This window comes from uncultured Roseovarius sp., from assembly GCF_913057115.1.
Taxonomy (GTDB): domain Bacteria; phylum Pseudomonadota; class Alphaproteobacteria; order Rhodobacterales; family Rhodobacteraceae; genus Roseovarius.
The window spans coordinates 31,642-58,095 of sequence record NZ_CAJXNN010000025.1 but is presented as its reverse complement, the minus strand read 5'-3'; the positions used below and the strand labels follow the sequence as shown (position 1 = coordinate 58,095).

At 60.2% G+C, this 26,454-nt stretch carries 15 protein-coding genes; 7 read left to right on the top strand and 8 right to left on the bottom strand.

Translation table 11 applies throughout. The features are described 5' to 3' along the window. The 7 genes from katG to QZ498_RS11550 form a co-directional block, all read left to right on the top strand. A partial coding sequence (katG, locus tag QZ498_RS11580; RefSeq protein ID WP_294622391.1) for a catalase/peroxidase HPI occupies positions 1-1,770 on the top strand: 1,770 nt, incomplete at its 5' end. 254 nt (positions 1,771-2,024) lie between these two features. Next, complete coding sequence (locus QZ498_RS11575) at positions 2,025-4,889, top strand: monovalent cation/H+ antiporter subunit A (protein ID WP_294622389.1); 2,865 nt, start codon at positions 2,025-2,027, stop codon at positions 4,887-4,889. A 1-nt stretch (position 4,890) separates the two neighbouring features. After that, the gene (locus QZ498_RS11570) at positions 4,891-5,256 is read left to right on the top strand and encodes a Na+/H+ antiporter subunit C (protein ID WP_294622387.1); all 366 of its coding nucleotides are present in this window, start codon (positions 4,891-4,893) and stop codon (positions 5,254-5,256) included. After that, positions 5,253-6,827, top strand: coding sequence for a monovalent cation/H+ antiporter subunit D (locus tag QZ498_RS11565; RefSeq protein ID WP_294622386.1), 1,575 nt, complete (start codon positions 5,253-5,255; stop codon positions 6,825-6,827). The genes QZ498_RS11570 and QZ498_RS11565 overlap by 4 nt, the downstream gene beginning before the upstream one ends. Further along, on the top strand, positions 6,824-7,315 hold the full coding sequence (locus QZ498_RS11560; RefSeq protein ID WP_294622384.1) for a Na+/H+ antiporter subunit E: 492 nt from the start codon (positions 6,824-6,826) through the stop codon (positions 7,313-7,315). The genes QZ498_RS11565 and QZ498_RS11560 overlap by 4 nt, the downstream gene beginning before the upstream one ends. Next, positions 7,312-7,581, top strand: coding sequence for a K+/H+ antiporter subunit F (locus QZ498_RS11555; RefSeq protein ID WP_294622382.1), 270 nt, complete (start codon positions 7,312-7,314; stop codon positions 7,579-7,581). The genes QZ498_RS11560 and QZ498_RS11555 overlap by 4 nt, the downstream gene beginning before the upstream one ends. A 12-nt stretch (positions 7,582-7,593) precedes the next feature. Then, a complete protein-coding gene (locus tag QZ498_RS11550; RefSeq protein ID WP_294622380.1) occupies positions 7,594-7,968 on the top strand; it encodes a Na+/H+ antiporter subunit G in 375 nt (124 codons plus the stop codon). A 185-nt stretch (positions 7,969-8,153) separates the two neighbouring features. On the opposite strand, the gene QZ498_RS11545 is transcribed toward QZ498_RS11550, so the two are convergent. The 8 genes from QZ498_RS11545 to QZ498_RS11510 form a co-directional block, all read right to left on the bottom strand. After that, a complete protein-coding gene (locus QZ498_RS11545; RefSeq protein WP_294622397.1) occupies positions 8,154-9,329 on the bottom strand; it encodes a BspA family leucine-rich repeat surface protein in 1,176 nt (391 codons plus the stop codon). Positions 9,330-9,446: 117 nt separating this feature from the next. Beyond that, on the bottom strand, positions 9,447-10,757 hold the full coding sequence (locus QZ498_RS11540) for an HlyD family type I secretion periplasmic adaptor subunit (RefSeq protein ID WP_294622378.1): 1,311 nt from the start codon (positions 10,755-10,757) through the stop codon (positions 9,447-9,449). After that, complete coding sequence (locus QZ498_RS11535; RefSeq protein ID WP_294622376.1) at positions 10,747-12,930, bottom strand: type I secretion system permease/ATPase; 2,184 nt, start codon at positions 12,928-12,930, stop codon at positions 10,747-10,749. The genes QZ498_RS11540 and QZ498_RS11535 overlap by 11 nt, the downstream gene beginning before the upstream one ends. Next, the gene (locus QZ498_RS11530; RefSeq protein ID WP_294622374.1) at positions 12,927-14,261 is read right to left on the bottom strand and encodes a TolC family protein; all 1,335 of its coding nucleotides are present in this window, start codon (positions 14,259-14,261) and stop codon (positions 12,927-12,929) included. Before QZ498_RS11530 ends, QZ498_RS11535 begins: the two co-directional genes overlap by 4 nt. Then, a complete protein-coding gene (locus QZ498_RS11525) occupies positions 14,258-15,085 on the bottom strand; it encodes a SapC family protein (RefSeq protein WP_294622372.1) in 828 nt (275 codons plus the stop codon). The genes QZ498_RS11530 and QZ498_RS11525 overlap by 4 nt, the downstream gene beginning before the upstream one ends. 110 nt (positions 15,086-15,195) lie before the next feature. Further along, a complete protein-coding gene (locus tag QZ498_RS11520; RefSeq protein WP_294622370.1) occupies positions 15,196-19,062 on the bottom strand; it encodes an Ig-like domain-containing protein in 3,867 nt (1,288 codons plus the stop codon). 262 nt (positions 19,063-19,324) lie between these two features. Next, positions 19,325-20,950, bottom strand: a complete 1,626-nt coding sequence (locus QZ498_RS11515) for a CAP domain-containing protein (RefSeq protein WP_294622368.1) — start codon at positions 20,948-20,950, stop codon at positions 19,325-19,327. A 186-nt stretch (positions 20,951-21,136) separates the two neighbouring features. Further along, positions 21,137-26,278 (bottom strand): VWD domain-containing protein, encoded by a 5,142-nt coding sequence (locus tag QZ498_RS11510; protein ID WP_294622366.1) that lies wholly within the window; start codon positions 26,276-26,278, stop codon positions 21,137-21,139. Positions 26,279-26,454 lie beyond the last annotated feature (176 nt).

Sequence of the window (26,454 nt, the reverse complement as noted above, 5' to 3'; positions counted from 1 at the left end):
CGCCTGCTCTGGCCGATCAAGAAGAAATACGGCAACAAGGTTTCCTGGGCCGATCTTTTCATCCTGGCCGGCGATATCGCTTACCAATCCATGGGCCTGAAAACCTTTGGTTTCAGCTTTGGCCGCGAAGATATCTGGGCTCCCGAGATTGACACCTACTGGGGCGCGGAAAAAGAATGGCTTGCGCCCTCCGACGAACGCTACAGCAACGTCGAAAACCCCGCCACCATGGAAAACCCGCTGGCGGCCGTGCAGATGGGCCTGATCTACGTGAACCCAGAAGGCGTGAACGGCAACCCTGATCCGCTCAAAACAGCTGAGCAGGTGCGCGAGACCTTCGCGCGTATGGCGATGAACGACGAAGAAACCGCAGCCCTGACCGTGGGTGGCCACACCGTCGGCAAATGCCACGGCAACGGCGACGCCGAGGCGCTTGGCCCGGAACCCGAAGCCGCCGGTATCGAGGCACAGGGCTTTGGCTGGGACAACCCCAACATGGGCGGCAAGGCCAACAAGGCCGTGACCTCTGGCATCGAAGGCGCTTGGACGACCGAACCCACCAAATTCGACAACGGCTATCTTCGTCTGCTCTTCGGTTACGACTGGGAGCTGAAGAAATCCCCCGCCGGTGCCAACCAGTGGGAGCCGATCGACATCAAGGAAGAAGACAAGCCCGTCGATGCCACCGACCCCTCGGTGCGCCATAACCCGATCATGACCGATGCCGATATGGCCATGAAGATGGACCCGACCTATCGCGCCATCTGCGAAAAGTTCATGGAAGACGATGACTACTTCCGCGATACTTTCGCCCGCGCATGGTTCAAGCTGACCCACCGCGACATGGGCCCGAAAGCCCGCTACTTCGGCCCGGACGTGCCCGAGGAAGATCTGATCTGGCAAGATCCGGTTCCCGCAGGCAACACCGACTACGATGTTGCGGCCGTGAAGGCCAAGATCGCCGATGCCGGCCTGTCGCTGTCGGAAATGGTTGCAACTGCATGGGACAGCGCCCGCACCTATCGCGGCTCGGACATGCGCGGCGGTGCCAATGGTGCCCGCATCCGTCTTGCCCCGCAAAAGGACTGGGAAGGTAATGAACCCGCGCGCTTGCAAAAGGTTCTGGCAGCCCTCGAACCCATCGCGGCGGAAACCGGGGCCAGCATTGCTGACGTAATCGTTCTGGCCGGTAACCTCGGCGTCGAACAGGCCGCCAAGGCCGCCGGTGTCGATATCGAAGTCCCCTTCGCACCGGGCCGTGGCGATGCCACCGACGAGATGACCGACGCCGACAGCTTCGACGTTCTCGAGCCGCTGGCCGATGGCTTCCGCAACTGGCAGAAGAAAGAGTATGTGGTCAGCCCCGAGGAAATGATGCTCGACCGCGCGCAACTCATGGGCCTCACCGCGCCTGAGATGACCGTTCTGGTCGGCGGTATGCGCGTCATGGGCACCAACCACGGCGGCACGGCGCATGGCGTCTTCACCGATAACGTCGGTGCCTTGACCAATGATTTCTTCGTGAACCTGACCGACATGGCCTATCGCTGGCAGCCGGTTGGCGAAAACGCCTATGAAATCCGCGATCGTGCCACGGATGCGGTGAAATGGACCGCCACGCGCGCCGATCTGGTGTTCGGCTCGAACTCCATCCTGCGCGCTTACTCGGAGGTCTACGCACAGGACGACAACAAAGAGAAATTCGTCAAGGATTTCGTTGCCGCCTGGACCAAGGTGATGAACGCCGACCGCTTCGATCTCGAAGCGTAAGGCGCGGGGCAGGGGCATGCCCCCTGCCATCCACCCCCAAAATCCAACGGCGCCCCATATCCGGGGCGCCGTTTTTCTATCACGCAGCTGGTGAAAAATGCCGCACCCCTCATAAATCAACGTCAATAATCTTGCGCGGGACAAAGGGGTTACCCAATTATCCCGTAACAAAGTGAAAGAGTCGACTTTAACAGGCGCACACAACTGGCTACAAAAGTCAGAAGCCGAATTCGGGGAAGGTAAACGGGGGGCACATGAGCAACGGCGGCAGTCTATTACCGATCATCGCGATCCTTCCATTTCTGGGCGCACTTGTCCCCGGCATCATGATCCGCGCAGGCCGAAATGCCTGCGCCACATTCACCGCCGCGCCAACGATCCTTGCCATCGTCATGTTGGGCATCCTTGCGCCCTCTGTTATGCAGGGCGAGGTGATCCGCGCCGAGATTGCATGGCTGCCGCAACTTGGCCTCTCGGCCAGCTTTTTCCTTGACGGTTTGGGCCTGCTTTTCGCGGGCATGATCCTTGGGGTGGGGCTGCTCATCACGCTTTACGCGCGGTTCTACCTCTCGGGCGATGATCCGATGGGGCAGTTCTATACCTACCTGTTGCTCTTCCAGGGCGCGATGCTGGGTATCGTTCTTTCTGACAACATTCTGCTTTTGCTGATCTTTTGGGAGCTGACCTCGCTCTCGTCTTTCCTGCTTATCGGCTATTGGAAGCACCTGCCCGAAGGCCGCCAAGGCGCGCGTATGGCGCTGGCCGTGACCGGGGCCGGGGGCTTGGCGATGATCGGCGGCATGCTGATCCTGGGCAATATCGTGGGCAGCTATAACCTCACCGATATCTTGGCCGCAGGCGATCAAATCAAAGCCTCTGAATGGTACATGCCTGCGCTGATCCTGATCTTGCTGGGGGCCTTCACCAAATCCGCGCAGTTCCCCTTCCACTTCTGGTTGCCGCACGCCATGGCCGCGCCGACGCCGGTCTCGGCCTACCTGCACTCGGCCACCATGGTGAAGGCGGGCGTGTTCCTGATGGCGCGCATGTGGCCCGCCCTCGCTGGGACGCCGGAATGGTTCTATATCGTCGCCACGGTGGGCCTCATTACCATGGTGCTGGGCGCGGTGATTGCGCTCTTCAAGGATGACCTGAAGGCACTGCTGGCCTTCTCGACGGTCTCGCACCTTGGCCTTCTGACCATGCTCCTGGGCTTCGGCACCGAAAAGGCGGCTATCGCCGCCGTCTTCCACATCATCAACCACCTGACCTTCAAGGCCGCGCTCTTTATGACCGCCGGGATCGTCGATCACGAGGCGCATACCCGCGATATCAAACGCCTTGGCGGGCTGGCAAAACTCATGCCCATCACCGCCGTGATCGGCACCATCACCGCGCTGTCGATGGCCGGGATCGCGCCCTTCAACGGCTTTATCTCCAAAGAAAAAATGCTCGAAGAAGCGGTGCACACCGTCTGGTGGGAAAACCCGTGGATCGTACCCGCGCTCGCCACGCTCGGCGCGGTCTTCTCGGTGGCCTATAGCTTGCGCTTCATTTTCCACGTCTTCGGCGGACCTGTGCGCGATGACTACCCGGCCAAACCGCATGACCCGCCCTTCGGAATGTGGGCCGCTCCCGCACTGCTGACGGTCATGGTCATTGTGATCGGCGTCATGCCGTTCCTCGCGGAACCTGTGGTCAACATGGCCGCCAGTGCTGTGACAGGCCACGAAACCCATGCCCACCTGAAGCTCTGGCATGGGCTGACCCCGGCGCTTTACCTCTCGATCATCGCGGTCGTGGGAGGGATCGTCCTGCTTTTGCTGCACAAACCGCTGGATCGTGCATGGCTCGCCATCCCGCGCCCCGAGGCGAAAAACATTTTCGACGCGCTCATGGCCAGCATGGTCCGCCTGACCCGCGCGACAACCGAGACCCTGCACAACGGGGCCATCAGCCGTTATCTGGCGATCTTCGTGGCCGCCACCACGGCGCTTGGCTACCTCGCGTTCAGCTCTGGCACACTCTCGCCGCCCACGCGTGAGATTTTGCCCATCCCGGCCGTGGTCGCGGCAGGCTGGGTGCTTTTGATGGGGGCCACGGCGCTTGTGGTGTTGAACCATCGCAACCGGTTCCGCGCGCTGATTTTGATCGGGGTGATTGGCCTGATGATCTCGGCGGGCTTTGTCTATCTTTCGGCCCCCGACCTCGCGTTGACGCAGATTTCGGTTGAAACCGTAACCATCATGCTGCTTCTTCTGGCGCTCTACTTCATGCCCAAGGGCACCCCGCGTGAAAGCGGCGCTGGCCTGCGACTGCGCGACGGCACGATTGCCATCGCGGCCGGTGGTGCCGTGGCCGGGCTGGCATATGCCTTCCTCACGCGCGATTTCAGCACGATTTCCGACTACCACCTCGCCAACTCCTACACCGGCGGCGGCGGCACCAATGTGGTCAACGTGATCCTCGTGGATTTCCGGGGCTACGATACCTATGGCGAGATCATCGTTCTGGGCATCGCGGGCCTGACCATCTACGCACTCATGGAGTCGCTCTTGAACGGCCCGGCGGGGGCCAAGCTGCGCGCCGCCCCCATACCACCGGACCGCTCGCGCGACCGGCACCCGCTGATGATGGTGGTTGGAACACGTGCTATGCTGCCGATTGCAGTCATGGTCGGCGTTTACATCTTCTTGCGTGGTCACAACCAACCCGGTGGCGGCTTCGTGGCGGGGCTTGTGATCTCGATTGCGCTTTTGATGCAATACATGGCCTCGGGCTTTGCATGGACCCAAAACCGCAAGCGGATCGAATATCATTCGCTCATCGGGTGGGGCGCGCTGATCGCCGGGCTGACCGGGGTAGGGGCCTTGCTCTTTGACCGCCCCTTCCTGACCAGCTTTTATGAGTACATCCAGCTTCCGGGGATCGAGAAATTTGGCTTCGGCTCGGCCTTCATGTTCGACCTTGGCGTCTTCCTGACCGTGCTGGGCGCTGTCATGCTGATGCTCTACAGCCTGTCGCGCATTGCCCGCTATGCCGGTGAAACCGTCAACGTGGAGCCGATGGATTACGACCCCTCCCTCAACGTCAAACCCAGCGAGAAGGAGACCGACTGACATGGAAATCGTCGTTGCCACATCTGTCGGCGTCCTGACCGCCGGAGGGGTCTACCTGATCCTGCGCCTGCGGGCCTTCCCGGTGATCCTCGGGCTGGCTTTGCTGTCCTACGCGGTGAACGTCTTCTTGTTCTCGACCGGGCGATTGGCAATCAACATGCCGCCCGTCCTGCAAAAATATGGCGAGGCCAGCTATACCGACCCTCTGCCACAGGCGCTTGTGCTGACCGCCATCGTGATTTCTTTCGGGATGACGGCGGTCTTGGTGATGTTTGCCCTTGGGGCCTTTCTTGAAGCAGATGACGACCGGATCAACATGACGGCCGCAGATGAAGACAAAGACGCGCGGAAGGAAACCGGCGCATGACACATTGGATCATTGCTCCCGTCATTCTGCCGGCGTTGCTGGCACCCATTATCGCTTTCGTGATGCGCCACGATTACACACTGGCGCGCGCTACGTCGGTCGCGGGTACGCTCGCTCTCGTGGCGATATCCATAGGCCTTACAATCACAGCCATGGAGGGGGATACCATCGCCTACACGCTTGGCGATTGGCCCGCACCCTTCGGCATTGTCTTGGTGCTCGACAGGCTGTCGGCGCTCATGGTGCTGTTGACCTCGGCGCTGGCGCTGATCGTGCTGATCCATGCCATTGCGACCAGATGGGATGAAAAAGGCCGCCACTTCCACGCGCTCTTTCAGTTCCAATTGATGGGCATCACCGGGGCCTTCCTAACGGGTGACGCATTCAACCTCTTCGTGTTCTTCGAGGTGCTGCTCATTGCCTCCTATGGCCTGATGATCCATGGCGGTGGGCGCGTCCGCCTTCAAGCGGGCTTGCAGTACGTGGTGATGAATCTTGCAGGCTCAACGCTTTTCCTTTTTGCGCTTGGCACGCTTTACGCCTCGACCGGCACGCTCAATATCGCTGATATGGCGGTAAAACTCCGCGAAATCCCGGTTGAGGATGCGGCGCTCGTTCGGGTGGCGGCGATCCTGCTGCTTGTGGTGTTTGCCATCAAGGCCGCACTATTCCCGATACACTTCTGGCTGCCCGGCACCTATTCCAACGCTCCCGCACCAGTGGCGGCACTTTTCGCGATCATGACGAAAGTCGGTGCCTACGCCATCATCCGCATCTATACCATTTCCTTCGGGCCTGACGTGGCCGCAACCGAAGGGTTGATCGCCCAATGGCTGATGCCCGCAGCCGTGGTGACACTGGCCGTGGGGGCGGTCGGGGTCTTGGGCGCACGCCGCCTGATGCCGCTTCTTTCCTTCTCGGTCGTGGGCTCCATGGGCACCATGATGCTGGCCGTGGCCGCTTTCACGCCTTATGCCACCAGCTCGGCGCTTTACTACCTTGTGCATTCCACCTTCTCGGCGGCAGCTTTGTTTTTGCTGGCCGATCTGGTGGTCACGCGCCGCGCGGCGGGCGATGGGTTAACCGCGCAATTTCCAACGGTGCAAAACGGCCTCTTCGCGGCACTCTTCTTTGCCGGGGCCATCGGCATGGCCGGTATGCCACCGCTTAGCGGTTTTCTGGGCAAACTGGTGATCCTCGATGCGATCCGCGACAGTAGCTTCATGACCTTGGGCTGGGTGGCGGTCCTGCTTGGGTCACTTCTGACCATTATCGGCTTTGCCCGAGCGGGTAGCATCCTGTTCTGGAAATCCACCGCGCAAGCGCTTCACGAGGATGAACCCGAAACAGACAAGGATGAGCCCGAAGGCGACAGACAAGCCGAAAACGCCCCTAAGCCCGCAACCGCCCTCGAACTGGCCCCGACAATGGCCGCGGTCGCAATGCTGGCCCTTTTGGCCGCCTTCGCAGGCCCAGCCATGCAGTATCTCGAAGGGGCCTCGGCGCAACTCTATGACGGCAGCGGCTATATCTCCGCCGTCCTGCCCGAAGGTGAGGAGGCACAGCAATGATCCGGCGCATCTTCCCCCATCCGCTTCTCAGCTTCACGCTGGTCTTCGTCTGGCTGGCTCTGGTCAACAAGGTGACATCCGGCAATGTCCTTCTGGCCGTGATCCTCGCCATCGTCGTCCCGATGATGACCGCCCCTTATTGGCCGCGCCGCGCCAAGGTGGGCAAACCCCTGCGAATCATTGAATACGGCCTCGTGGTGCTGTGGGATATCGTCGTCGCCAACGTACAAGTGGCCGCGATTATCCTGTTCAAATCCAACGCCAACACCCATTCCAAATGGATCACCGTGCCGCTTGAGCTGACATCTCCCGAGGCGATTACCGTTCTGGCTGGCACCATCACCATGACACCCGGCACGGTCTCTGCCATGCTTTCGGCCGATGGGCGCAGCATCCTTGTCCACTGCCTGCATACCGATGATCCTGACGGGGTTCGCGACCAGATCAAATCGCGCTACGAATGGCGATTGAAGGAGATTTTCCAATGATCACCAGTGCCCTGATCTTCGCCTTCGGCTGCTTTGGGCTTGGCCTTTTGCTGAACCTCTGGCGCATCGCCACCGGACCGGACAGCGCCGACCGTATCCTCGCGCTCGATACCATGGTGATCAACATCATCGCGCTGCTCATCCTCTATGGCATCTGGCAAGGCACCGCCGTATATTACGAGGCCTCCATGCTCGTCGCCATGGTGGGCTTTGTCTCAACCGTCGCCTACTGCCGCTTCGTGCTGCGCGGCGATATCATCGAGTAAGGAGGGACAGATATGATCGTTGAAATCCTGATCTCGGCCTTCCTTGTCATAGCCGGAATATTCGGCATTGTCGGATCGCTCGGCATGATCAAGCTGCAAGAGACCATGCAGCGCCTCCATGCCCCCACCAAGGCCACGACATTGGGCGTGGGTGGCGTGCTGATCGCCTCCATGCTCTATTTCGGATTGGTCAAGGGCGAGTTCTCGTTCCACGAGTTGATGATCACGCTTTTCCTGTTTATCACGGCTCCGATCAGCGCGAATTTCATCGCCAAGACCTTCATGCAGGCCAACATGCGTGCCAAGGATCTGCCCCCCTCGCAAAGCGAATACGGCTGGTCAGTCTATGTCGATCCGCCAAAGCGGGAGGCCCCCGAGGGCGAATAATGCGCCTTTGAAAGCACTTTGAGACAACCAAGAGGGCTTAGCGTTTCGATGCTAGGCCCTTTATAATTTCAAAGGTGGCACTGGGACGTGGCCAGCGGGATGAGGCCTCTCATGTCTGGTAACGCGGAGTGAACAGGTAACGGAGCAATCGGGGTCGGCCAATTCTTCGCAAACAAATAATCGGCTCACACTGTCCCGCTGGGAGAGCTTTCCAAAACCTCCTGCATGTTCCCGACAAGGATACCTTGTACGGTGACCTGCGAATCTGCCACCAGCGCGGCGATGTCAATCTGGGGGGTGAGGGCAGGGACCGCATCGGCGCGTGCCTCAGCGCTCTCCAATTCGCCGAAAACCCAACGTGGTTGCGCATCGCCGGTGTCCAGCCCCACGGCGATGCGCAGGATGTCGACAGCATCAGAAACATTGACCGCGCCGTTGCCGTCGATGTCGGCAGCAACGAAATGTTCCGGGTCAGCGGGGCCCCAGGACGGGTCAAGCCCAACCGCGAGGCGCAGGGCGTCGAGCGCGTCTGAGACGTCGATCTGGGCGATATCGTCGGTTGTCACATCGCGGTCCAGCGTCAGTTGGCCATTGGTGAGCGGGGGGATGTCGAGCCTGAAAGTCCCGTTGGCGTCGGAGGTGTCGGTGGCCTCTTGCGTGCCGGTGACAAGAAAGCGGATCACGGTGTCGGGCAGGGCGCTGCCATCGGGGCCCGTGACAGTGCCGGTGAGCGCCGTTGTCTCGGGCAGGGGCGCATCGCCTTCTATCGTCCAACCGTGATCGTCGATCAGGGCCGCGCGGGCGGCTTCGGCGGCCTCGGAGTACACCAACCCCTCGGCCCCGAGCGTGACGCCCTGTTGAACGCCGGTTGTCTGGGCCTGCTGATGCCAGCCGATCAGGGTGGCGTCGTAATTGCCGACCGAAAGCCCTGAGCCATCCAGCATGCCGGTCATATCGGTGACATTCTGGATTTCGAGGCCAGAGAGGTCTTGGTCAAAGGCGTTGGCAAAATAGAACATGTAACCCATGTCGGTGACAGCGGATGTGTCCCATGCGCTGATGTCTTGGTCGAAGGCTTCAGCGTCATTGAACATCTGCCCCATGGTTGTCACGCTTGACGTATCCCAGCGCCCGATATCTTGGTTGAAAGCGCTTGCCTCCATGAACATGCGGGCCATGTCGGTCACTTGCGAGGTGTCCCAGTCGCCGATGTCCTGATTGAAGGCCTCGGCACGGTAGAACATGTACCGCATAGTGTTGACGCTGCCGGTGTCCCAGTTGCCGATGTCTTGGTTGAAACCTGAGGCTCCGTAGAACATGTAGCCTAAGCTTGTAACATCGGAGGTATCCCAGCCGGCAATGTCGGGGATGGGATTGCCGGACGGGTCGTCGCCGTCACCAAACCATTAGCTCAGGTCAGTGGAAGGGGCTGTCGTCATTCGGGGCCTCTTGTCTTGGTGTCGCAGTGCGCCGGTGCGTTATTCCCTCAGCGCGCGGTCCTTGACGCGGACGACCGGCTTCAGGATGTAATCCAGCACGGTTTTCTTGCCGGCGAGGATGTCCACCTGTGCGACCATGCCGGGCATGATTTCCACCTCGACACCGTCGGCATCAAGGATGGTGTCGGTGGTGCGGATTTCCACGACGAAAACCTCCTCCTCGCTGCGTTCGCTGCGGGTGATGGTATCGGCCCCGATGCGCAAGATCTCCCCCGACAACGAGCCGTAGCGCGAGGCGTCATAGGCGGTGATGGTCACCTTGACGGGCTGTCCGGGGTAGAGAAAGGCGATGTCGGCGGGGCGCACATAGGCCTCGACCAGTAGGGAATCGTCCAGCGGGACGATTTCGATCAGTTCCTCGCCCGCGCGGGCCATGGCGCCCAGGGTGGAACTATGGATGGTGTTGACCACGCCACGCACAGGGGCGCGCAGCTGTGAGCGGTCGGCGCGGCTTTGCAGGGCAGGCAGGGCCGGCTTGAGCGCGGCAAGTTCGGCTGTTGCGGTGGCCAGATCGGTCAGCGCGGCACTGCGAAAGCGGCTGCGTTGCGCTGCGATCCGGTCGTCGATTTCATCAAGGGCGGATTGCAGCCGGTCAAGCGAGGCGCGTGCGCGTACCTCGCGGCCGCGCCATTCCGCTTCGGTCCGGCGCAGCGAAAGCAAGGTCGTAGCCGGTTCCATGCCGCGTTCGACCAGCGGGGCCATGATTTCGCGTTCCTCACCCAGCACGGCGAGGGTTTCGGTGGCGGTTTGCAGGTCGACGCGGCCTTCCTCGAATTCCTGCTGGCGTTGTAGCCGCTGGCGTTCGAGGATGTCGATTTCGGCCTGCAATTCGGCTTGCCGTCCGCGATAGAGCGCGGTTTCGGATTTGACCACATCGGCGGCCTTGGCCACCAGATCGGGGCTGAAGCGCAGTTCGGCCCCGTCAATCTCGGCTTGCAGCCGTTCGATCCGGGCCATGAGGCCAAAGGCGCGCTGCTGTTCCTGATTGAGTTGGCTGTCAAGCAGGGTGCCGTCCAGCTCCATCAAAAGGTCACCTTTCTCGACAACCTCGCCTTCCTTGACGTGCAGGGTTTTCAGCACGCCGGGTTCGGCGGCTTCGATCACTTGCAGGGACGCCGAGGGCACAATCCGGCCATCGGCGCGGGTGACATCGTCGATCTCGGTATAGGCGGCCCAGAGCACGGCGGTCAGCAGAAAGCCCAGAATTGTGAACAAAAGGATCGAGCCGCGCAGCGGCGAGCGGCCGCGCATTTCCCGGGCCAAACGGTCAAGGTCGTGGTCACGCGCCATCCCGGTCTCCTGCGGCTTGGCGGGCACTGCGCGCGAGGATGGATTTGTCACCATCCGCGCCGACGCGTCCGTTTTCGATCACGATGACACGATCCACGAGGTCCAGAAGGCTGGTGCGGTGGGTGACCACGATCATCGTCCGATCTTGTGCCGCCTCTTTCAGCCGGGTGATGACATCGCGCTCGTTTTGGACGTCCATTGCGCTTGTGGGTTCATCGAGCAGCAAAACCGGGGGCTGCCCGACAAGCGCACGGGCCAGTGTGATGGCCTGTTTTTGCCCACCCGACAGGCCCTCGCCGCGCTCGGCCAGCATCATGTCATAGCCCGAGGGGTGGCGGGCGATGAAATCCTCGACGCCGGAAATCTGTGCGGCGTCCAGAATGTCGGCATCGCGGGGCCGGCGGGCGCCGATGGCGATGTTTTCGCGAACCGTACCCGAGAAAAGCCAGACGTCTTGCAGCACCGAGCCGATATTGCGGCGCAGATCGCCGGGGTCGATTTGCCGGATGTCGGTGTCATCCACCAGAACCGCGCCTTTGTCGGGGGTGTAAAGGCCCAAAAGCAAGCGTGCCACCGTACTTTTGCCCGAGCCGATACGCCCAAGGATGGCCACCTTTTCACCGGGCTCGATACTAAAACTGACGCCGTTGAGCGCAGATTGCATCTGATCGGGATAGGTGAAATGCACATCATCAAAGCGTATGCGCCCTTCGAGTTTGGGGCGGCTGATCCAGTGGTGCCCGGCAGGTCGTTCGCTTTCGGCGCGCATGAGGGCATCAAGATTGCGGTAGGAACTGCGCGCCTGATTCAAGCGGGTCAGGGTTTGGGCCAGTTGCGCCAGTGGCGCGAGCGTGCGCCCCGTCAGGATGACGCTGGCAATCAGGGCCCCCATGCTGACCTCGCCCGCGGTAATCAGGAAAACGCCGTAGAAGACGATCATGACCTGTGCGGCCTGTTGCGTGAAACTGGTGGCGTTCATGGCCAGTTGCGTGACCGCGCGGGCGCGGGCGCCGTGATCGGATTGGCGGGCGATGGCCTCTTCCCAGCGGGCGCGCATCCGCCGCGCGGCACCCACCGCCTTGATGGTTTCCAGCCCCGATACGGTTTCGACCAGCACGCTTTGTTTCGATTGCCCGTCCTTGAAGCTTTGTTCGGCAAGGCGCGCGAGGATCGGTTGCACGGCCAGACCGACGATCAATACCAGCGGCACGGCAATTGCCGGTACAATTGCCAGCGGCCCGCCGATGAGAGAGATCACCGCGATGAACAAAAGGATGAATGGCAGGTCGACCACGGCAACAAGCGTTGCCGAGGTGAAGAAATCGCGAAGAGTCTCGAACTCGCGCAGTGTGCTGGCAAGCGCTCCGGTCGAGCCTTTGCGCGCGCGCATCTGCATGTCGAGTAACTGGTCGAAAATGCGGCGCCCCATGACCATGTCGGCCCGCTGTCCGGCCCGGTCGATGAAACCTGCGCGCAGGTTCTTGATGAGAAAGTCGAAAATCAGGGCGATACCAACCCCGAGTGTCAGGGCAATAAGGGATTCGGTGGCTTCGTTGGGCAGCACGCGGTCATAAACCACCATGATGAAAATCGAGGTGGTCAGCGACAGGAAGTTCGCGAGGACCGCCGCCAGTAGAACCTGTGTGTAGGACCAACGATTGGCGGCAAGTGCCGACCAGAACCAGTGACCGCGCCGCCCCTCGCTACTGGCAAGAATGTCTTCGCGGTGTTCCCGGCGCAGCAAAATGGCGTAGCCGCTGTAGACCTTTTCAAGATCATCGCGGGTCATTTCACCGATGCCCTCGCCGAGGGTCGGATCATGGATAGCGAGCGAACCATCGGGTTTGACATCATGCAGCACGACGGCGCGGTCACCCTCGAGCAGAAGGATCGCAGGTGTCAGGATCGAGTCGAAGTCGTTTAGCGGATGGGCCCCAAATGCGGCCTGCATGCCGGCGCGTTCAGCGGCGGTGATGGCTTCGCGGATGCCCAGTGTGCCTTCGGCCTCGGAGGATTGCACGGCATGTAGCGTGGCCAACGTCATGGGACGGTCAAGCGTTGCCGCAGCGTGTATCAAACAGGCCTCAAGCGGAGAGGTCTCATCGGGTCGGCTTCGGTTGTCGCGGTCCAATGGAACGACGCGGCGATCATCCTTGTCTTGGTCAGCCGTCATTCCGGCACCTTGGGAAGAGTGATGTCAAAAACGTCAAGAATATCGCCCGTCAGCGCCAGCGCGGCATAATCGGTCAGGAAGCGTTCCTGTTCCGCGCGTATCAAGGTTTCTTCGGCGCGTACGTAGTCGCGTTGCGCATCCAGAAGATCAACAAGGCTACGGCGGCCAATGCTGAATTGATCACGCGCGGCCTGCACGCTGGCGGCATTGGTTTGAACCGCCTCTCGCGCGGCGGCAACACGCGCTTCGCCTGCCGCCTGATCGGTGCGAACCAAGGCCAGAGCTTCGCTTACATCGCGCAACAAGGTATCACGTTCGGCCTTTGAGGCATCGCGACGGGCCGCTGCTGCTTCAATCGCGGCGCGCCTTTGCCCACGGGTGTCGAGGCTGTAGTTCAGCGTCAGGTCCAAGCCCACGTCCGCCCCCCCGCCAGAGTCGGCTTGGCTCCCGGTAAGCCCAAGTTCAACGGCCGGTTGGCGCCGCGACTGCGCCGCGATCAGATCGGCTTCGGCGGCTTTCAGGCTGGCATTTGCCGCGCGCAAGCGCGGGCTTTGGGCCAGAACGTCGCCTTCGTCGGCAGGCAAGGCCGGGGCCTTGTCCGGAGTCGGCAGCTTGGCCGGAATCGCGTCAAAATAGCGCCGAAAAGCCGCCTCGGCGCGTTCAAGCCCGGCTTGCGCATCGACACGGCGGGTTTCTGCATCGGCCACGCGACTGCGCGCGGTCAGGTTATCGACACTTGAGCCAGCACCGCGTTGTGCGCGTTCGTCAATCTGGTCAGCGATGCCGCGCAACACACGAAGGTTTTCCTGCGCCAGCGCCAACAGTTTGCGGTTCGTGATCAGGCGCTTGTAGGCTTCGACCGCCGAGAGCGCCGAACTGGCACCACTCTCAATCTGGCGGGCCCAGCTTTGCAAAACACGGGCCTCGGCGGCGGTTTGATCGGCGCGCGCGGCCCCGGCATCGTAAACCAGTTGCGAGACACGAACGAAGGGCGAGGCGTCGCTTGTTGTTGAACTGCTGACATAGCGGGTTTCCGCGCTGACCCCGACGCTGAGGTCGGGGCGGAAGGCCCCGTCGGCTGCCTTTTTCTCAGCCCGAGCGGCGCGAGTATCCGACAGGCTTCGGGTCATGGCCGGGTCGGCCATGACGGCGCGGGCGATGTATTTTCCAAAAGGTTTTTGGGCCACCTTGCTGGAAACCCGCGATCCCCCAAGCCCTGCGGTTCCCATTTCCAAGCTGGCCGAGACCGGGGTGAGATCGGGTGGCTCGTTACAGCCTGCCAATGTGGCAAGCAGGATAGGCAAGACAGCGTGGGCGGCGCGAAATCTCATGATGTGGTGCTCCAATCGCGATCTTGTGCATCGGACAGCGCATCCAGAAACCCCGAAAGCGCCGTGTCAGATTGCGACGCCGCCTTGGGGGCTTTTCGGCCAATCCCGGCACTTTCACGCTCCGCGCGCAACATCCACCCTACATGACACAGCGATACCCGCTGTGCTTCGGCCAGACGCAGGGCGCCGCTGTGCCAAAGGTCCGGCAAGTTTTCATCGCTTAGGGCATCAAGTTTTTCGGTGTTGATCGTGTAAAGGTTCTCGAGATCAGCCTGATTCATGCCCGCAAAATCACGCAGAGGGGTCAACAGTTCCGCCGCTTGCAATGCCATGCAGGCTTTTTGCGTTTGCAGTGCGGACAGGGCCCGCGTCCGGAAGAACTCGATAACGTCTTCAAGCGGCTTTGCCGGTTTCCCTTCGGCATCGAAAAACGGCTGGTCATTGGGGTCTTTCGTCACCAATCCGCTTGCCTCGTCCACAAGCAGAGTCATTTCCCCTGCCTTGTCCGTGAACTGCGCCGCAAAAGGATGCGCCCGCAGCGCTGACGGAACATAGGTCCCCCGCCAATTTCCATCGGTTGTTACGAAGGGCGTTGGCTCGGACCTGCCAAAGCTGAGCAGCGCAACAGGGTCAATGCCGCTGTCATCCTGTCGTTTGCGAAATACCAGGGGAAAGGCACTTGCCGCCGGGGCGACTTCGGCCATGACGATATCAACGCAGTGCATTACGCGTGCGAATCCGTATGACTCAAAGCGCCGCCAGTAGCATGTGCCATGGCGCTGCGGGCTGACCGCGACCAGCTTATGGGATGTTGGGTCAGTCATGCGGGAGAAGTGTCTTCAAGGGCTACCTAGGACAGTATTGAGCTCAAACGGTTTTGCGGGCCGGTGCATATGCATCCAGCCCGCGCTTTTGTGACCGTGTCAAAAGACGATCACGCGTTCATGGCCGGATCGGCCAGGATAACGTTTTCGGGGTTAAGCTCGGCAAGATCGCCGATACCCTCGAACTGTGCCATAACCTCGACCGAGGCGTCATCGGTGCCGTTTGTTTCGGTCCGCACGAGCGCCGCATCTTCGCCGTCGCCCGCGAGGAAGTAGACGATATCGCCCGCGGCTTCGCCCGTCAGTCCTTCGAAGGCAGCCTCCAGGGTCGCCGCGTCGGTGTCGTCCAAGGCCGTGGTGAAGATCACGAAGCCTGCGTCTGCATCAAGCGCACCGCCTTCGGAAAGCCCTTGCACCACGTCTCCTTCGCCGCGCAGGTCCACTGGGTCGGAAAATGCGATGATATCGCTTTGGAAGGTGACGCCGGTGGTGAAGCCGGTGATTGTATCGGTGCCATTCGTGGCTTGATCGGCATTGAAGACAACGACATTCGCTCCGGTTGCGGACACATCCAGCGTATCGTCACCGTCCTTGCCCTGAAGAACCGAGTCAAAGTTGCTCGCTGTCAGGGTGTCGGCGCCGGATGTCCCGATTTGAAGCTCGGTTTGGCCGCCTTGCACATCATCGGTGAAGGTCAGCGTGATTGGCCCAGAGCCCTGATCGGTCATGTCGAATTGATACATCAATTCGCCTTCAGGCAATTGGGTGCTGAGAGTGCCGCCGCTCACAACGACGCTGCCTGTGTTTGCATCGGTGTCATTGACGAGGAAAAGATCCAGCTCGTTGCTGTCGCTTCCCGATACATAGGTGGCATGCGCCGGGTCAAATGTTATCGTCGTTTGCACGCCATCCGTTGCATCCAGACTTTCATTTGCAAGCACGGCAACCGACAGGGTTGAGCCGTCTTCGACGGCGTTAAACGCGCTGAAGGCCGAGGCAAGGTAAACCTCCACATCGGTCGAAACCTCCGCCGCATCACGCCCGGCGGCATTGCTGGCATTGGCCGTGACGCTCACCGTTTCGCCCGCGTCCAATGCGTCAAGCGTGGCTTGCGGCACGGTCAAGGCCCATGTGCCATCGGCCTGAACTTCGGCTGTCGCGTTCAGGATTTCACCACTTGCATCGGTGCCCACAATGGTGACATCCCGCCCGGCCTCAACCCCGAGAGCTGTGCCTGTGATCTCCGGCGTCCCGAGATCCGAGAGGTCCACCGCGCCGTCCACACCGATCGGGTCGATGGTGATGATGGGGCGGAAATCTGTGGTGATGGTAAAGGTGGCGGGGGCCGAGGTATTTTCGGCGTCATCGCTAACCGTCGCGCTCAGGTCAAAATCGGTCTCGTCGGCGAGCCCCGAAAGATCCGTGTCGTCCAAAGTGAGTGTCCAGGTTCCGCCGTCCTGCACCTCAGCCGTGAAATCCGTGCCATCAAGGGTGACCGTGACGTTACTGCCAACGGTTTCCTCGCTGGCGGTGCCGGAGATGGTCATGCCGTCGGCCAATTCATCGAGGGTAAGCGTGTCCTCGGTCGAGACCTCGGTGATGGCTACGCTGGGTGCGGTGTAATCCGTGTCTAGAGTGGCTTCATCAGAGCCGGTGTTCCCGGCGTCGTCCGATCCTTCGGCTGTGATTTGGATGGTGTCGCCATCGCTCACCGCTTGCAGCGTGGACGAGGGGATATCAACCGACCAGTCGGAGCCGGTTACCGTGGCGGTGGCCACTTCCGTGCCGTTGACGGTGACAGTCACGCTGTCGGTACCGTCTGCCGTACCGTTGACCGTAAGGTCCGAACCGCTTTCCGAGATGTTGATTGTTCCGTCGGCGTCAACTGGTGTGGTGATCACAATGCTTGGGGCAGTTGTATCCACATCGACACTGCGCGTGGCCTCGGGAGCGGGGTTGCCCGCCGCGTCGGCAAGGTTGGCCGTGATGTCGAGGCTTGCCCCATCCTGACCTTGCACCAATTGCGTGGTCTGTGCAGGCGTTAGTTCGAGCGACCAAGTCCCATCGCTGCCGACCTCGGCCATCTGGGCGTCAAGACCGGGCAGGCCGATTTCAACCATTTGGCCTTCTTCGGCGCCGGTAGAGGTGCCGGAGATGGTGAGGGCCTGTTCGCTGTCGGCGATGTTGATAATGTCGTCATCAGAGATTGTGTCGATGCTGACACTGGGGGCCGTGAAATCAGCGGTGATTTCGGAGCTGGCATTCGCCGGAATGCCGTCGGCATCGCTGACGGCGGCTGTTACCTCGATCTCGCTATCTTCGGGCAAGGCGGCGGCGTCGGCCTGTGGCAGGGTCGCTTCCCAGCTTCCATCGGCTTGGGTCTGCACCTCGGCCAGCGCGCTGCCGTTGACCGTGACGCTGACGGTCTGGCCTTCGCCGACGTTGTTCGTGACACCGGAAATCGTGACATCAGAGCCAGATTCATCGCTGTTGATCACATCATCCCCGGCGATGGTGTCGATGGCGATGGACGGTCCGCTGAAATCGGCGTCAATCGTGGTGGTTGCCGGGGTCGGGGCAGGGTTGCCAGCCGCGTCGTTGACCGTTGCGCTGACTTCGATGCCTTCAAGCACTTCATCTTCGCCCGCAGCATCCTGCAAGGCCTGCAAAGCCGATTGCGGTACGGTGACTTCCCAAGTGGAAAAGCCACCGGGCAGACCGTTGCTGACAACCTCGCCTGTGAACTCCTCACCATTGAAAGTCAGCGTCACGGCTTGACCAACGGCGGCGTCGGTTGTGCCGGTGACGGTCAGGCCCTCACTATCGCCCACATCAAGCAGGCCAACCTGGTCATCGCCGGAAATCGTGTCGATGGTAATCTCCGGCCCGGAAAGGTCGGTCGTGAAGCTGCTGGTCGCCTCAGCAGGGTTGCCCGCCGCATCCTCAACATCCGCTTCAATATCGATGGTCTGACCGTCGGTGTCAGCCACCCCTCCAAGATCATCCGAGGAAATATCGACGCTCCATTCACCGCCTCTTGCGGTGGCCGTGGCGACATGTTCGTCCCCGTCGGCATTCTTGACGCTGACGGTCACTTCCTGCCCGTCCTCGGCATCGGTCGTGCCGCTGATCGTGATACCTTCGTTCAGTTCGGCGATATTGAGAACACCATCTTCGCCGACGCCCGTGTCGGTGACCGCAATGGCGGGTGGAATGGTGTCAATGATGACGTCTTCCGTTTCACTTCCGGTTTCTTCGCCGTCTTCGTCAAATGTGGTCACAGTGATCGAAACGTCACCTTCCGGAAAGCCGCCCTCTGGTTCCGGCAACACCCAATTGCCCTCGGCATCAGGCGTAACCGTCGTGGTCGTCTCGCCACCGTCCGAGTCTGTAACAGTGACGTCTATACTGGAGGTGCCTTCGGGCACATCAAGCCCGGTGTTCTCATTGGTGAGACCGCCATTTGCCGAAAGAACCGCAGCGTTGATCGTGGGTGCAGGAGTGCCGCCATCGTCGCCGCTGTCACCAAAAGCGGCAGCCGTCGCCGCGGCTGCGGCCGCACCACCAGCCGCGATGGCCCCGGCGCCAAGGCCGGCGCCGCCCGCACTCGCGGCCATAACCTCGGCCGCGATCTCAGCGACACGCGCACTGACCATAACCTGCCCGTTGGCCGCGATTTGAAGTTCTTGTGCGGGGACTGCAATGCTGGTGCCGTTCGCCATTTGCATCTGGGCAGAGCCATCTGCCAAGACCTCGACATTTTGGACACCTTGAATGTCCGACGCATTGACAAACCCTTCACGGACTTGCGCAGCGGCCAAGGCCGGAAGCGTCAGGACAGTCCCTACAAAGGCGGCGCTGGCCGTCTTGCCCGCCGTGAGGCGGCGCGCGATCCATTCTCGGACATAAGCGCTGCGATCAGCCTCGGTCTTGATGTTGGAATTACTGGAATCGGTTTGGAAATAACGTTTCTGCACAGCAGCCTCTTCAACTTAATGGCGATACACTTGGATGGCAATTTGCCTGCCATTGCAGCAAGTATGCAAGGGAAAAATCGAATTTTCCCTGTTTTGTGGCATCATGACATGGAAGTTGAACATGTGAGTCGCCAAGAGAGGAGTTCGCTCTCTGGTTGAAGTTGAGTTTGGGTCCGATAGATGTTCTAGGCCTGCACACAAAACGGGATCGGCAGACATGTCCCAAGATTGCCCGAGGCAGGGGGCAGAGATGGCCGGCGATTCAGACGGCGTTCAGGGCACCCAAATCGCCCAGTGTAATCACATCAAGGTCAAGCTGGCTGCCCGCGTGGTCATGTGTGACACTCATACCCCGGCTGTAGGACACGTTGTCGACAGTCACCGTAGTCAACGATTGCTCCGGATCCAGCAGAACATAGGCCCCGGGAGACGCAGAGCCGGTTTCAAGGCCAACAGCCGCGCGCAATGTGTTGAGTGCGTCATCAACCTTGATATCCCCCGAAAAATCCACGTCTGCCGCAATCATATCGTGAGGTGTAGCCGGACCAAAACTCGGGGTGAGACCAACCGCGAGGCGCAGGATGTCGAGGGCATCGGTAACACCGGGTTGGCTATTGGCAACCGCACCTTGGGCCATGCTGAGATGACCTTCTTGCCCGTCTGGAAGTATTAGTGAAAAACCGCCTGTCTCATCTGTTGAAAGCATGCGCTCGGTGCCGTCGGTCAAGCTGAAACGTAGCGCGGTGTCGCCGATGCTCATGCCGTGGGTCGAGGTCAATTGACCGCTTATCGTGATCCCGTCAGGTTGCTCTTGCAAATCCAGGATCGTGTCGGAAAAGACAAGATATTCGACTTCGCTCAACGTGTTGGTTCCGTCACTGTCAGGGTCTGAACGTTGATCGGCGACGGTCATGCTGCCGTTAGGGTTTTCGGTAATTATATAATCAGAGCGCAGGCCGGTGAAAACGGCGCGATCCAGCCCGTTACCCCCCATCAAGGTGTTGTCTCCGTGCCCTATGTAGAAGCGATTGTCCAAGGCATTGCCGATGATCGTGTTGTCGACCGCGCCCAGCATTTCGACGTCACGCGCGCCATCGGCAAGGGTGACGTCGCCAGATGTCAGGATGCGTGTGCCATTCAGTAGGTCCAGCTTGACGTTGTCTCCGGACAGGTCGACGATGACATCCATCGCGGTTTCGCCTTGTCCCAAGGTCACACGCACTGCCGGGTTGCTGTCAATGCCAAGGCTGTAGCCTCCGGCCGCCCAGGTCATTGTGGCCGTGCTTTCCGTAGCGACCTGGAAATCGCCCAGGCCTTCGCCAATCGAATAGGCATTGTTTGCATCGCTGTCATCGAAGATCACTCCGGTCAGGAAGACCTTGCTTCCGGAAAGCCCGAACTTGTGGGTCAGCATCGACGCATCCCAGCCGGGTTCGAACTCCCCCCTTTGCTGTGAGATACCTGTTTCCCGGAAATAGGATCTGAACAGGTTTTCACGGTGCCCGGGGCTCTCATACAGCATGTCGTGATGCTGGGTGATCGCAGCCTGCAAATCGACCGTGCCGGTGGTGCGCCAAAGCGCGATGTTCTCGCCCCATCCGGAAGCCCCCTCGAACGGGTAGCCCGCTGCGCTCATCCGCTCACCCGGAGTGCTGCCGCCTGCGCCCGTATGCGAAAACGTATCGGTATCAAGCATCCATTGGCTGTGTCCGGCAGCGGCCTCTTGTATTTGGACATTGGCCGCCAGCGGTTGCACTGGCGTATCCGGGATGGTGCCTGCGTCCAGACCTTCGTTCAGGGCGATACCTTGTCGTTCGGCTTCGCCCCTGGGGTCAAGCCGCGCTGCGTTCACGAGTTCAAGAAAAAGCTGTTCGTTCTGGGTAAGCATGGTGCAACCTGTGGTTCAAATCGTACTGATACCGAAGGCTATGGACGAACTGCGGCGATCTTTGGACAATCCTGGGTAGTCTTGTTGGCATAGCTTCGCCTCGTGAGGGGGAGGGCGACGCACCATCCCCGAGCTGACACGCCCCCAAAGCGAGGGGGGCGTGTCAAGGTGTCAAGTTGCGGTGGCTCAGACCTCGGGCCGCGCCTCGAGGTCGCCCAGAAGGATCCCAGCCATATCGAGGCTGAGGCCATCCGAGATTGCCCCGCTGTCTATACCGGAATCGAAGGTGACATTGTCCTTGTCGATGCTTGAGAGGTCCTGATCCTTGTCGAGGAACACCCATTTCGGGGCATTCTCGCTTTCAAGCCCGACGGCGAAACGCAGCACGTCCAATGCATCCGAGACATTCACGTTGCCGCTTTGGTCAATGTCGGCGGCGATGAAGTTCTCGGCGTTGGCCGGTCCGAACGAGGGGTCGAGGTTCACGGCGAGGCGCAGAACGTTCAAGGCGTCTTGCACGTTGATCTCGGCGTCGCCGTCTTCGAAACCTCGCACCGCGTCTACGCGCCCGGCATCGGAATTCGAGCCGAGCCGGATTTCGTAAGCACCAGCCGCACTGCCTGTCTGGCCAAGAATCGGTGCGCCACCCGCGGAGAAGTTGACAACGGCACCTTCGAGCGCCCCGCCTTCCATGTCTTCGAGATTGACATGGATGGTGACCCGCGTTTCACCCTGCTCCAAGGTACCGGCCGATCCGGCATTGTCCTCGGTCGGGGCGGTTTCCTGTGATGAGGATTCAATGAACTCCTCGTCATTTGTCAGCAGGAAGTCGAGAACGGCGTTTTCAAAGGCCAAGGTCCCCGGTTCCAAGCCTGCATTGGTGACTGCATCGCGCGCGGCATCAACATCGGCCTGATCAAAATCGCCCACATCGGGGATATCCGCCGGTGCTGCGGGGTCATAGAACCCGGCCAGCGATTCGCCTGCGTCGTAGGTGAACAGGCTTTCGGCCTCGCTGTCCACGCGCCAGTCGTCACGGTAGCCACCATAAAGGTCGTCATAGGCCAAGGGCCGCTCAAGAACGGTACCGTCGGCACGCGCGATGTCGTCATCGGGGTTGCCATTGCCATCGCCCAGAAGCCCCTCGACCTCACCGGCCATGGCCTCGCTGATCTGGATGCCGATATCCATACGGCCATCACGGACGATCGCACTAAGCCGGGCGTCGCCCTCACCAACGGTGCCATCGGCCCCGGCAAAGACGACCGTGTAGGTATCGCCTTCACGGAAGATGCGATCATTGCCCACTTCAAGTACACCACCATCGGCAAGGGTTTGGACGGTGCCATCAATCGAAAGCGGGTCCAAATCGGTGGAATCGATCATCAAAGCCGACCCATCGCCAAGCCGCGCGGCCACGGCGACATTGGCCGATACGCCCGGCACGGTGTTGCCATCGGAGTCGATGACCGGCCCCATGCGTGACTGAATCTCGAAATTCTCGAAGGCACCGCCCGCGATACCATTGAGCAGGACGAATTCACCAATGGCGTGGAAGTCATAACCGACACCGTCAAGCGTCAGAAGGTGCGGGTCACCCACCGTCCATGCGATTGGCGTGACCGGCGGGGGCGGGGGCGCAGGCGACAGGGACGCAACCTCGGCTTCGGTCAGGTTGCCGAAGGTCAGCGTGTTGCCATTGCCGAAGTCGACAACAGCCCCGCCACCCGTCACAGCCGTCGCACCGGCCAGCGCTTGGTCCCTGTCTTCCTCGGATACACCCTCGATCACAACATCGAAACTGTCGATGCCGAGTTCGAAATCCTCGATGGTGGTGACACCGGCCCCGATAACGAAGGCGTCTTCGCCGCCACCACCCTCGAGGGTGTCATCGCCGCCGCCACCGATAAGGGTGTCGTTGCCGCCACCGCCTTGCAGGCGGTTATCAGCGCCATCGCCGGCAATACGGTCATCGTTGTCGGAACCGCGGAACCACTCGAAGTTGCTGATTTGGTCAACCTCGTCGGTGTTGCCGCGGTTCGTGACCGTCCCTGCTACGGCATCGATGTCGACACCGGCCCAGTAATCCATGCTGTCGTATCTCAGCCGGTCGAAACCACCGCCGCCGTCGAGCGTGTCATTGCCGGCATCATCGCGCCAGGATTCATCCGCATCCGAGCCGGTGAAACGGTCATCGTCAAAAGTGCCGTAAACTTCCCAGACCGCGCCGCTGCCGCTGATGGTTTCGGTGTTACCAAAGCCGTCATTGATGATCTGACCGCTGGCAAGGCTAAGGTCAACCTCGATACCTTCGTCGAAGCTATCCCGGAAATTCAGCCGCACGAAGCCATCGCCATTTATCGTGAAGCTGTCCGTCCCGTCCCCAGAGGTCAACGACATCCATTGCTCGTCCGCGAGGGTAAGGTCGAAGTCGTCGTCACCAAAAGTGCCGCGCAGGTCCAGACCGCCGACAGTCCATCCCGCGTTGAGAGGCGTGGCGATCCCGACAAGTGTATCGGTTCCCATCGCGCCCTTGTTCACGCTCCCGGTATTGGCGTCACCGTTCAGGGTCACGCTGACCGGATCCTCCATGCCCGAATAGTCAAGGGTGACGTAGTCCAGGTCAGACCCCGAGAAATCAATCCTGTCATTCCCCTGCGACCCGAAAACCATGTCCGCGCCGCCGTTGCCACCACCCGCGCCGACGAGGTTCAATTCGTCGTTTCCGCGGCCACCCGTTAGGGTATCGCTCCCGTTCGAACCGGTCAGGGTATCGTCACCGTCGGAGCCGTCGGCGCTCAGTCGTCCGAACGCCGAGAAGTCTTCGAGCTTGATCTCGTCATTGCCGTAAGATCCGCGGAAGTCCTCGAAGTTCGCGATCGTATCGGTGAATGTCCCGCCACCCGTCAGCGTGCCCGTCGCCACGCCGGTATCACCGTTGATGTTCACCGATTGAATGACGTCACGATCATAGCGCAGGCTGTCATTTGAACCACCACCACCATCGAGGTCGTCGTTGCCGCCGAAGTCGCGATAGGTCTCGCTGTTGATGCCGCCCATGAAGGTATCATCGTGGCTTGACCCTTGAATTTGCGCCACAGGATTGATGCCGCCAATCGTTTCGGTGTTGCCGAAGCCGTCATCCAAGATCTGGCCGGTTGATTGGGTCAGGTCTATATTGATCCCTTGGGTGGCGTCGCGGAAATCCAGCCGCACGGTGCCGGTCCCTTCCAACTGGTAGCTGTCTACACCGTCGCCGCCCCGAATGTTGATCCATTGCTGGCCATAGTAGAACTCGTTGTAGGAGGATGTGAGCCTGATATCGAAGCTGTCATTGCCGTCCGTCCCGTGAATGCCCAGACCGCCGGTGCGTGCCCCTGCATCAAGCGGGTTGACGATACCGCGCAGCGTATCGATGCCAAGTCCACCCTTGTCGACACTGCCTGTGTTGCTGCTCCCGTCGATAACGACGTCGACCGGAGTGCCATTGCCACCGCCTGCACCATAGTCAAGCACGACATAGCCGGTTTTGATGCCCGTGGTATCAATGGTATCGTCGCCCGCCGAGCCCACGACGCTGTCATACCCTGTTGACCCGCCAGCATTATCGCCGGTTTTGATCAGGTCATCACCGGCGGTTCCGTTGAGCGTATCGTTGCCATCGGTGCCCATGATCTCATTCAGACCGGCATTCACCTGCACATTGATCTCGCTATCAATGGAAACACCCAGAAGGGTCAGAGTGTTATTCGATCCGAAATCGGCCATAATGCCGCCTTGGACTTCGACCGGCTCAATCGTTTCGAGAGCGGCAAGGTCCACGCCGGGGAGGTCGATGACAAGGGTATCTTGAAGAGGATTAAAGTCCGTGATGGTGTCATTGCCGCCGCGATAAACGAAAACATCCATACCGGCATAAGGGCCAGACCCGTCCCCTTCGAAGCGATTGTCCACGCCCGCTTGACCGGCGAGCCGGTCATTCCCGCCCGAGCCGCGCAGCCATTCGATCCCGGAAATCGTGTCGCTGAAGGTTTCAAAAGTGCTTGCAAAGTCGTTATGGTCGAAACCACCGACGACAGAAAGCCCTTCGGTCGTGCCGCGCTCCAAATCAGCGTCGACCGAAAGGATCATCCCGCGATCATAGCGCAGGCGGTCAAACCCGCCGCCGCCGTTGATGGTATTGTCACCGCCCCAGGCCCGGTAGGATTCGTTGTTGCCGGACCCGGTGAAGGTATCGTCGAACCGCGAGCCTTGCATTTCCCAAAGGGTGTTGTTTCCGCTGATCGTCTCGGTATTGCCATAACCGTCGTTGATGATGGTTTTCGTGGCGAAATTGACGTTCGCTCCTTCTTCCGCGTCGCGGAAATCAAAACGCAAGAGGCCCGCGCCGTTGACATCGAAGCTATCCACGCCGTCACTGGCGACAACGCTCATCCATTGTTCGTCACCAATTGTGAAGCTGAAGCTGTCATTCCCTTCGGTGCCAACCAGGTTCAGCCCCCCTGACGTCCAACCCGCATCCAGCACGTTTTCAGCACCAAGTATCTGATCGGTCCCCAAGCTGCCCTTATCGACCGACCCGGAATTCGTGGTTCCGTCAAGATCTGCGGTGATCGCCTGGCCGGAGCCGTTCAAGGCGGAGTAATCAATGATAACAAATCCGGTTTCGATTCCGGTCATGTCAATCGTGTCATCGCCTTCGGAGCCCCGAACGTAATCACTATCAAAGCTGCCACCAGCGTTGTCGCCGGTTGCGATGTAGTCATCTTGGTCCGTGCCGATCAGGGAATCGCTGAAATCTCCGCCGAGGATCACGTTATCGGGCGAGGAACTGATGCTTGTGTTCGCAAGATCCGCGAAAGGAATATCGGTATTGGGCCCGAAGTCGCCAGTGGCATCGCTGAATCCGGTGATCGACGCATCGAGGGCTTCGGCTTGGGCGATCGTCGTCGGATAGGTCAGTGGGTCGCCCCCGACCTGAAAGATCAAATCCACCGACGCTCCGTCGTCCGCAAGAACCTCGAAGGCGAGGATCAGGTGATTGCTTGCACCACTATCGACCTCGACATTCCCGAAAGCGGCTATGGCATCCTCGGGAACGGAGGCGATGGCACCGGGAACACCCGCGCCGGACACCGTTGCGAATGCCTCGCCTGCCTGAATATCCACTTCCGTCAAAAACTCGGAAGTTGCCGGATCGTCTATGATATATGTGAAGGTTGTTTGACCAACCGGAGCGATGACATTCAGAACAACAGGATCGACCGAGACAATTTGATCACTTGCGTTGCGGGTGACTTGGAAACCTGAGATTGAAAAAGTAGGCATAAACGAATCCTCATATCGTACTTGAGCGCAGAGCACATCCTACGGTCGAACGTAATCCGAGTGCTTCGCGTTGATCAAGGTGCAATATGATGTCGGCAATCTGCAGCTTCGTGATCATGATTTTTGCGGTTATCGGCTTCTCCGCAATGTTTGAAAAGGTTGGCGGATGGGTCGGC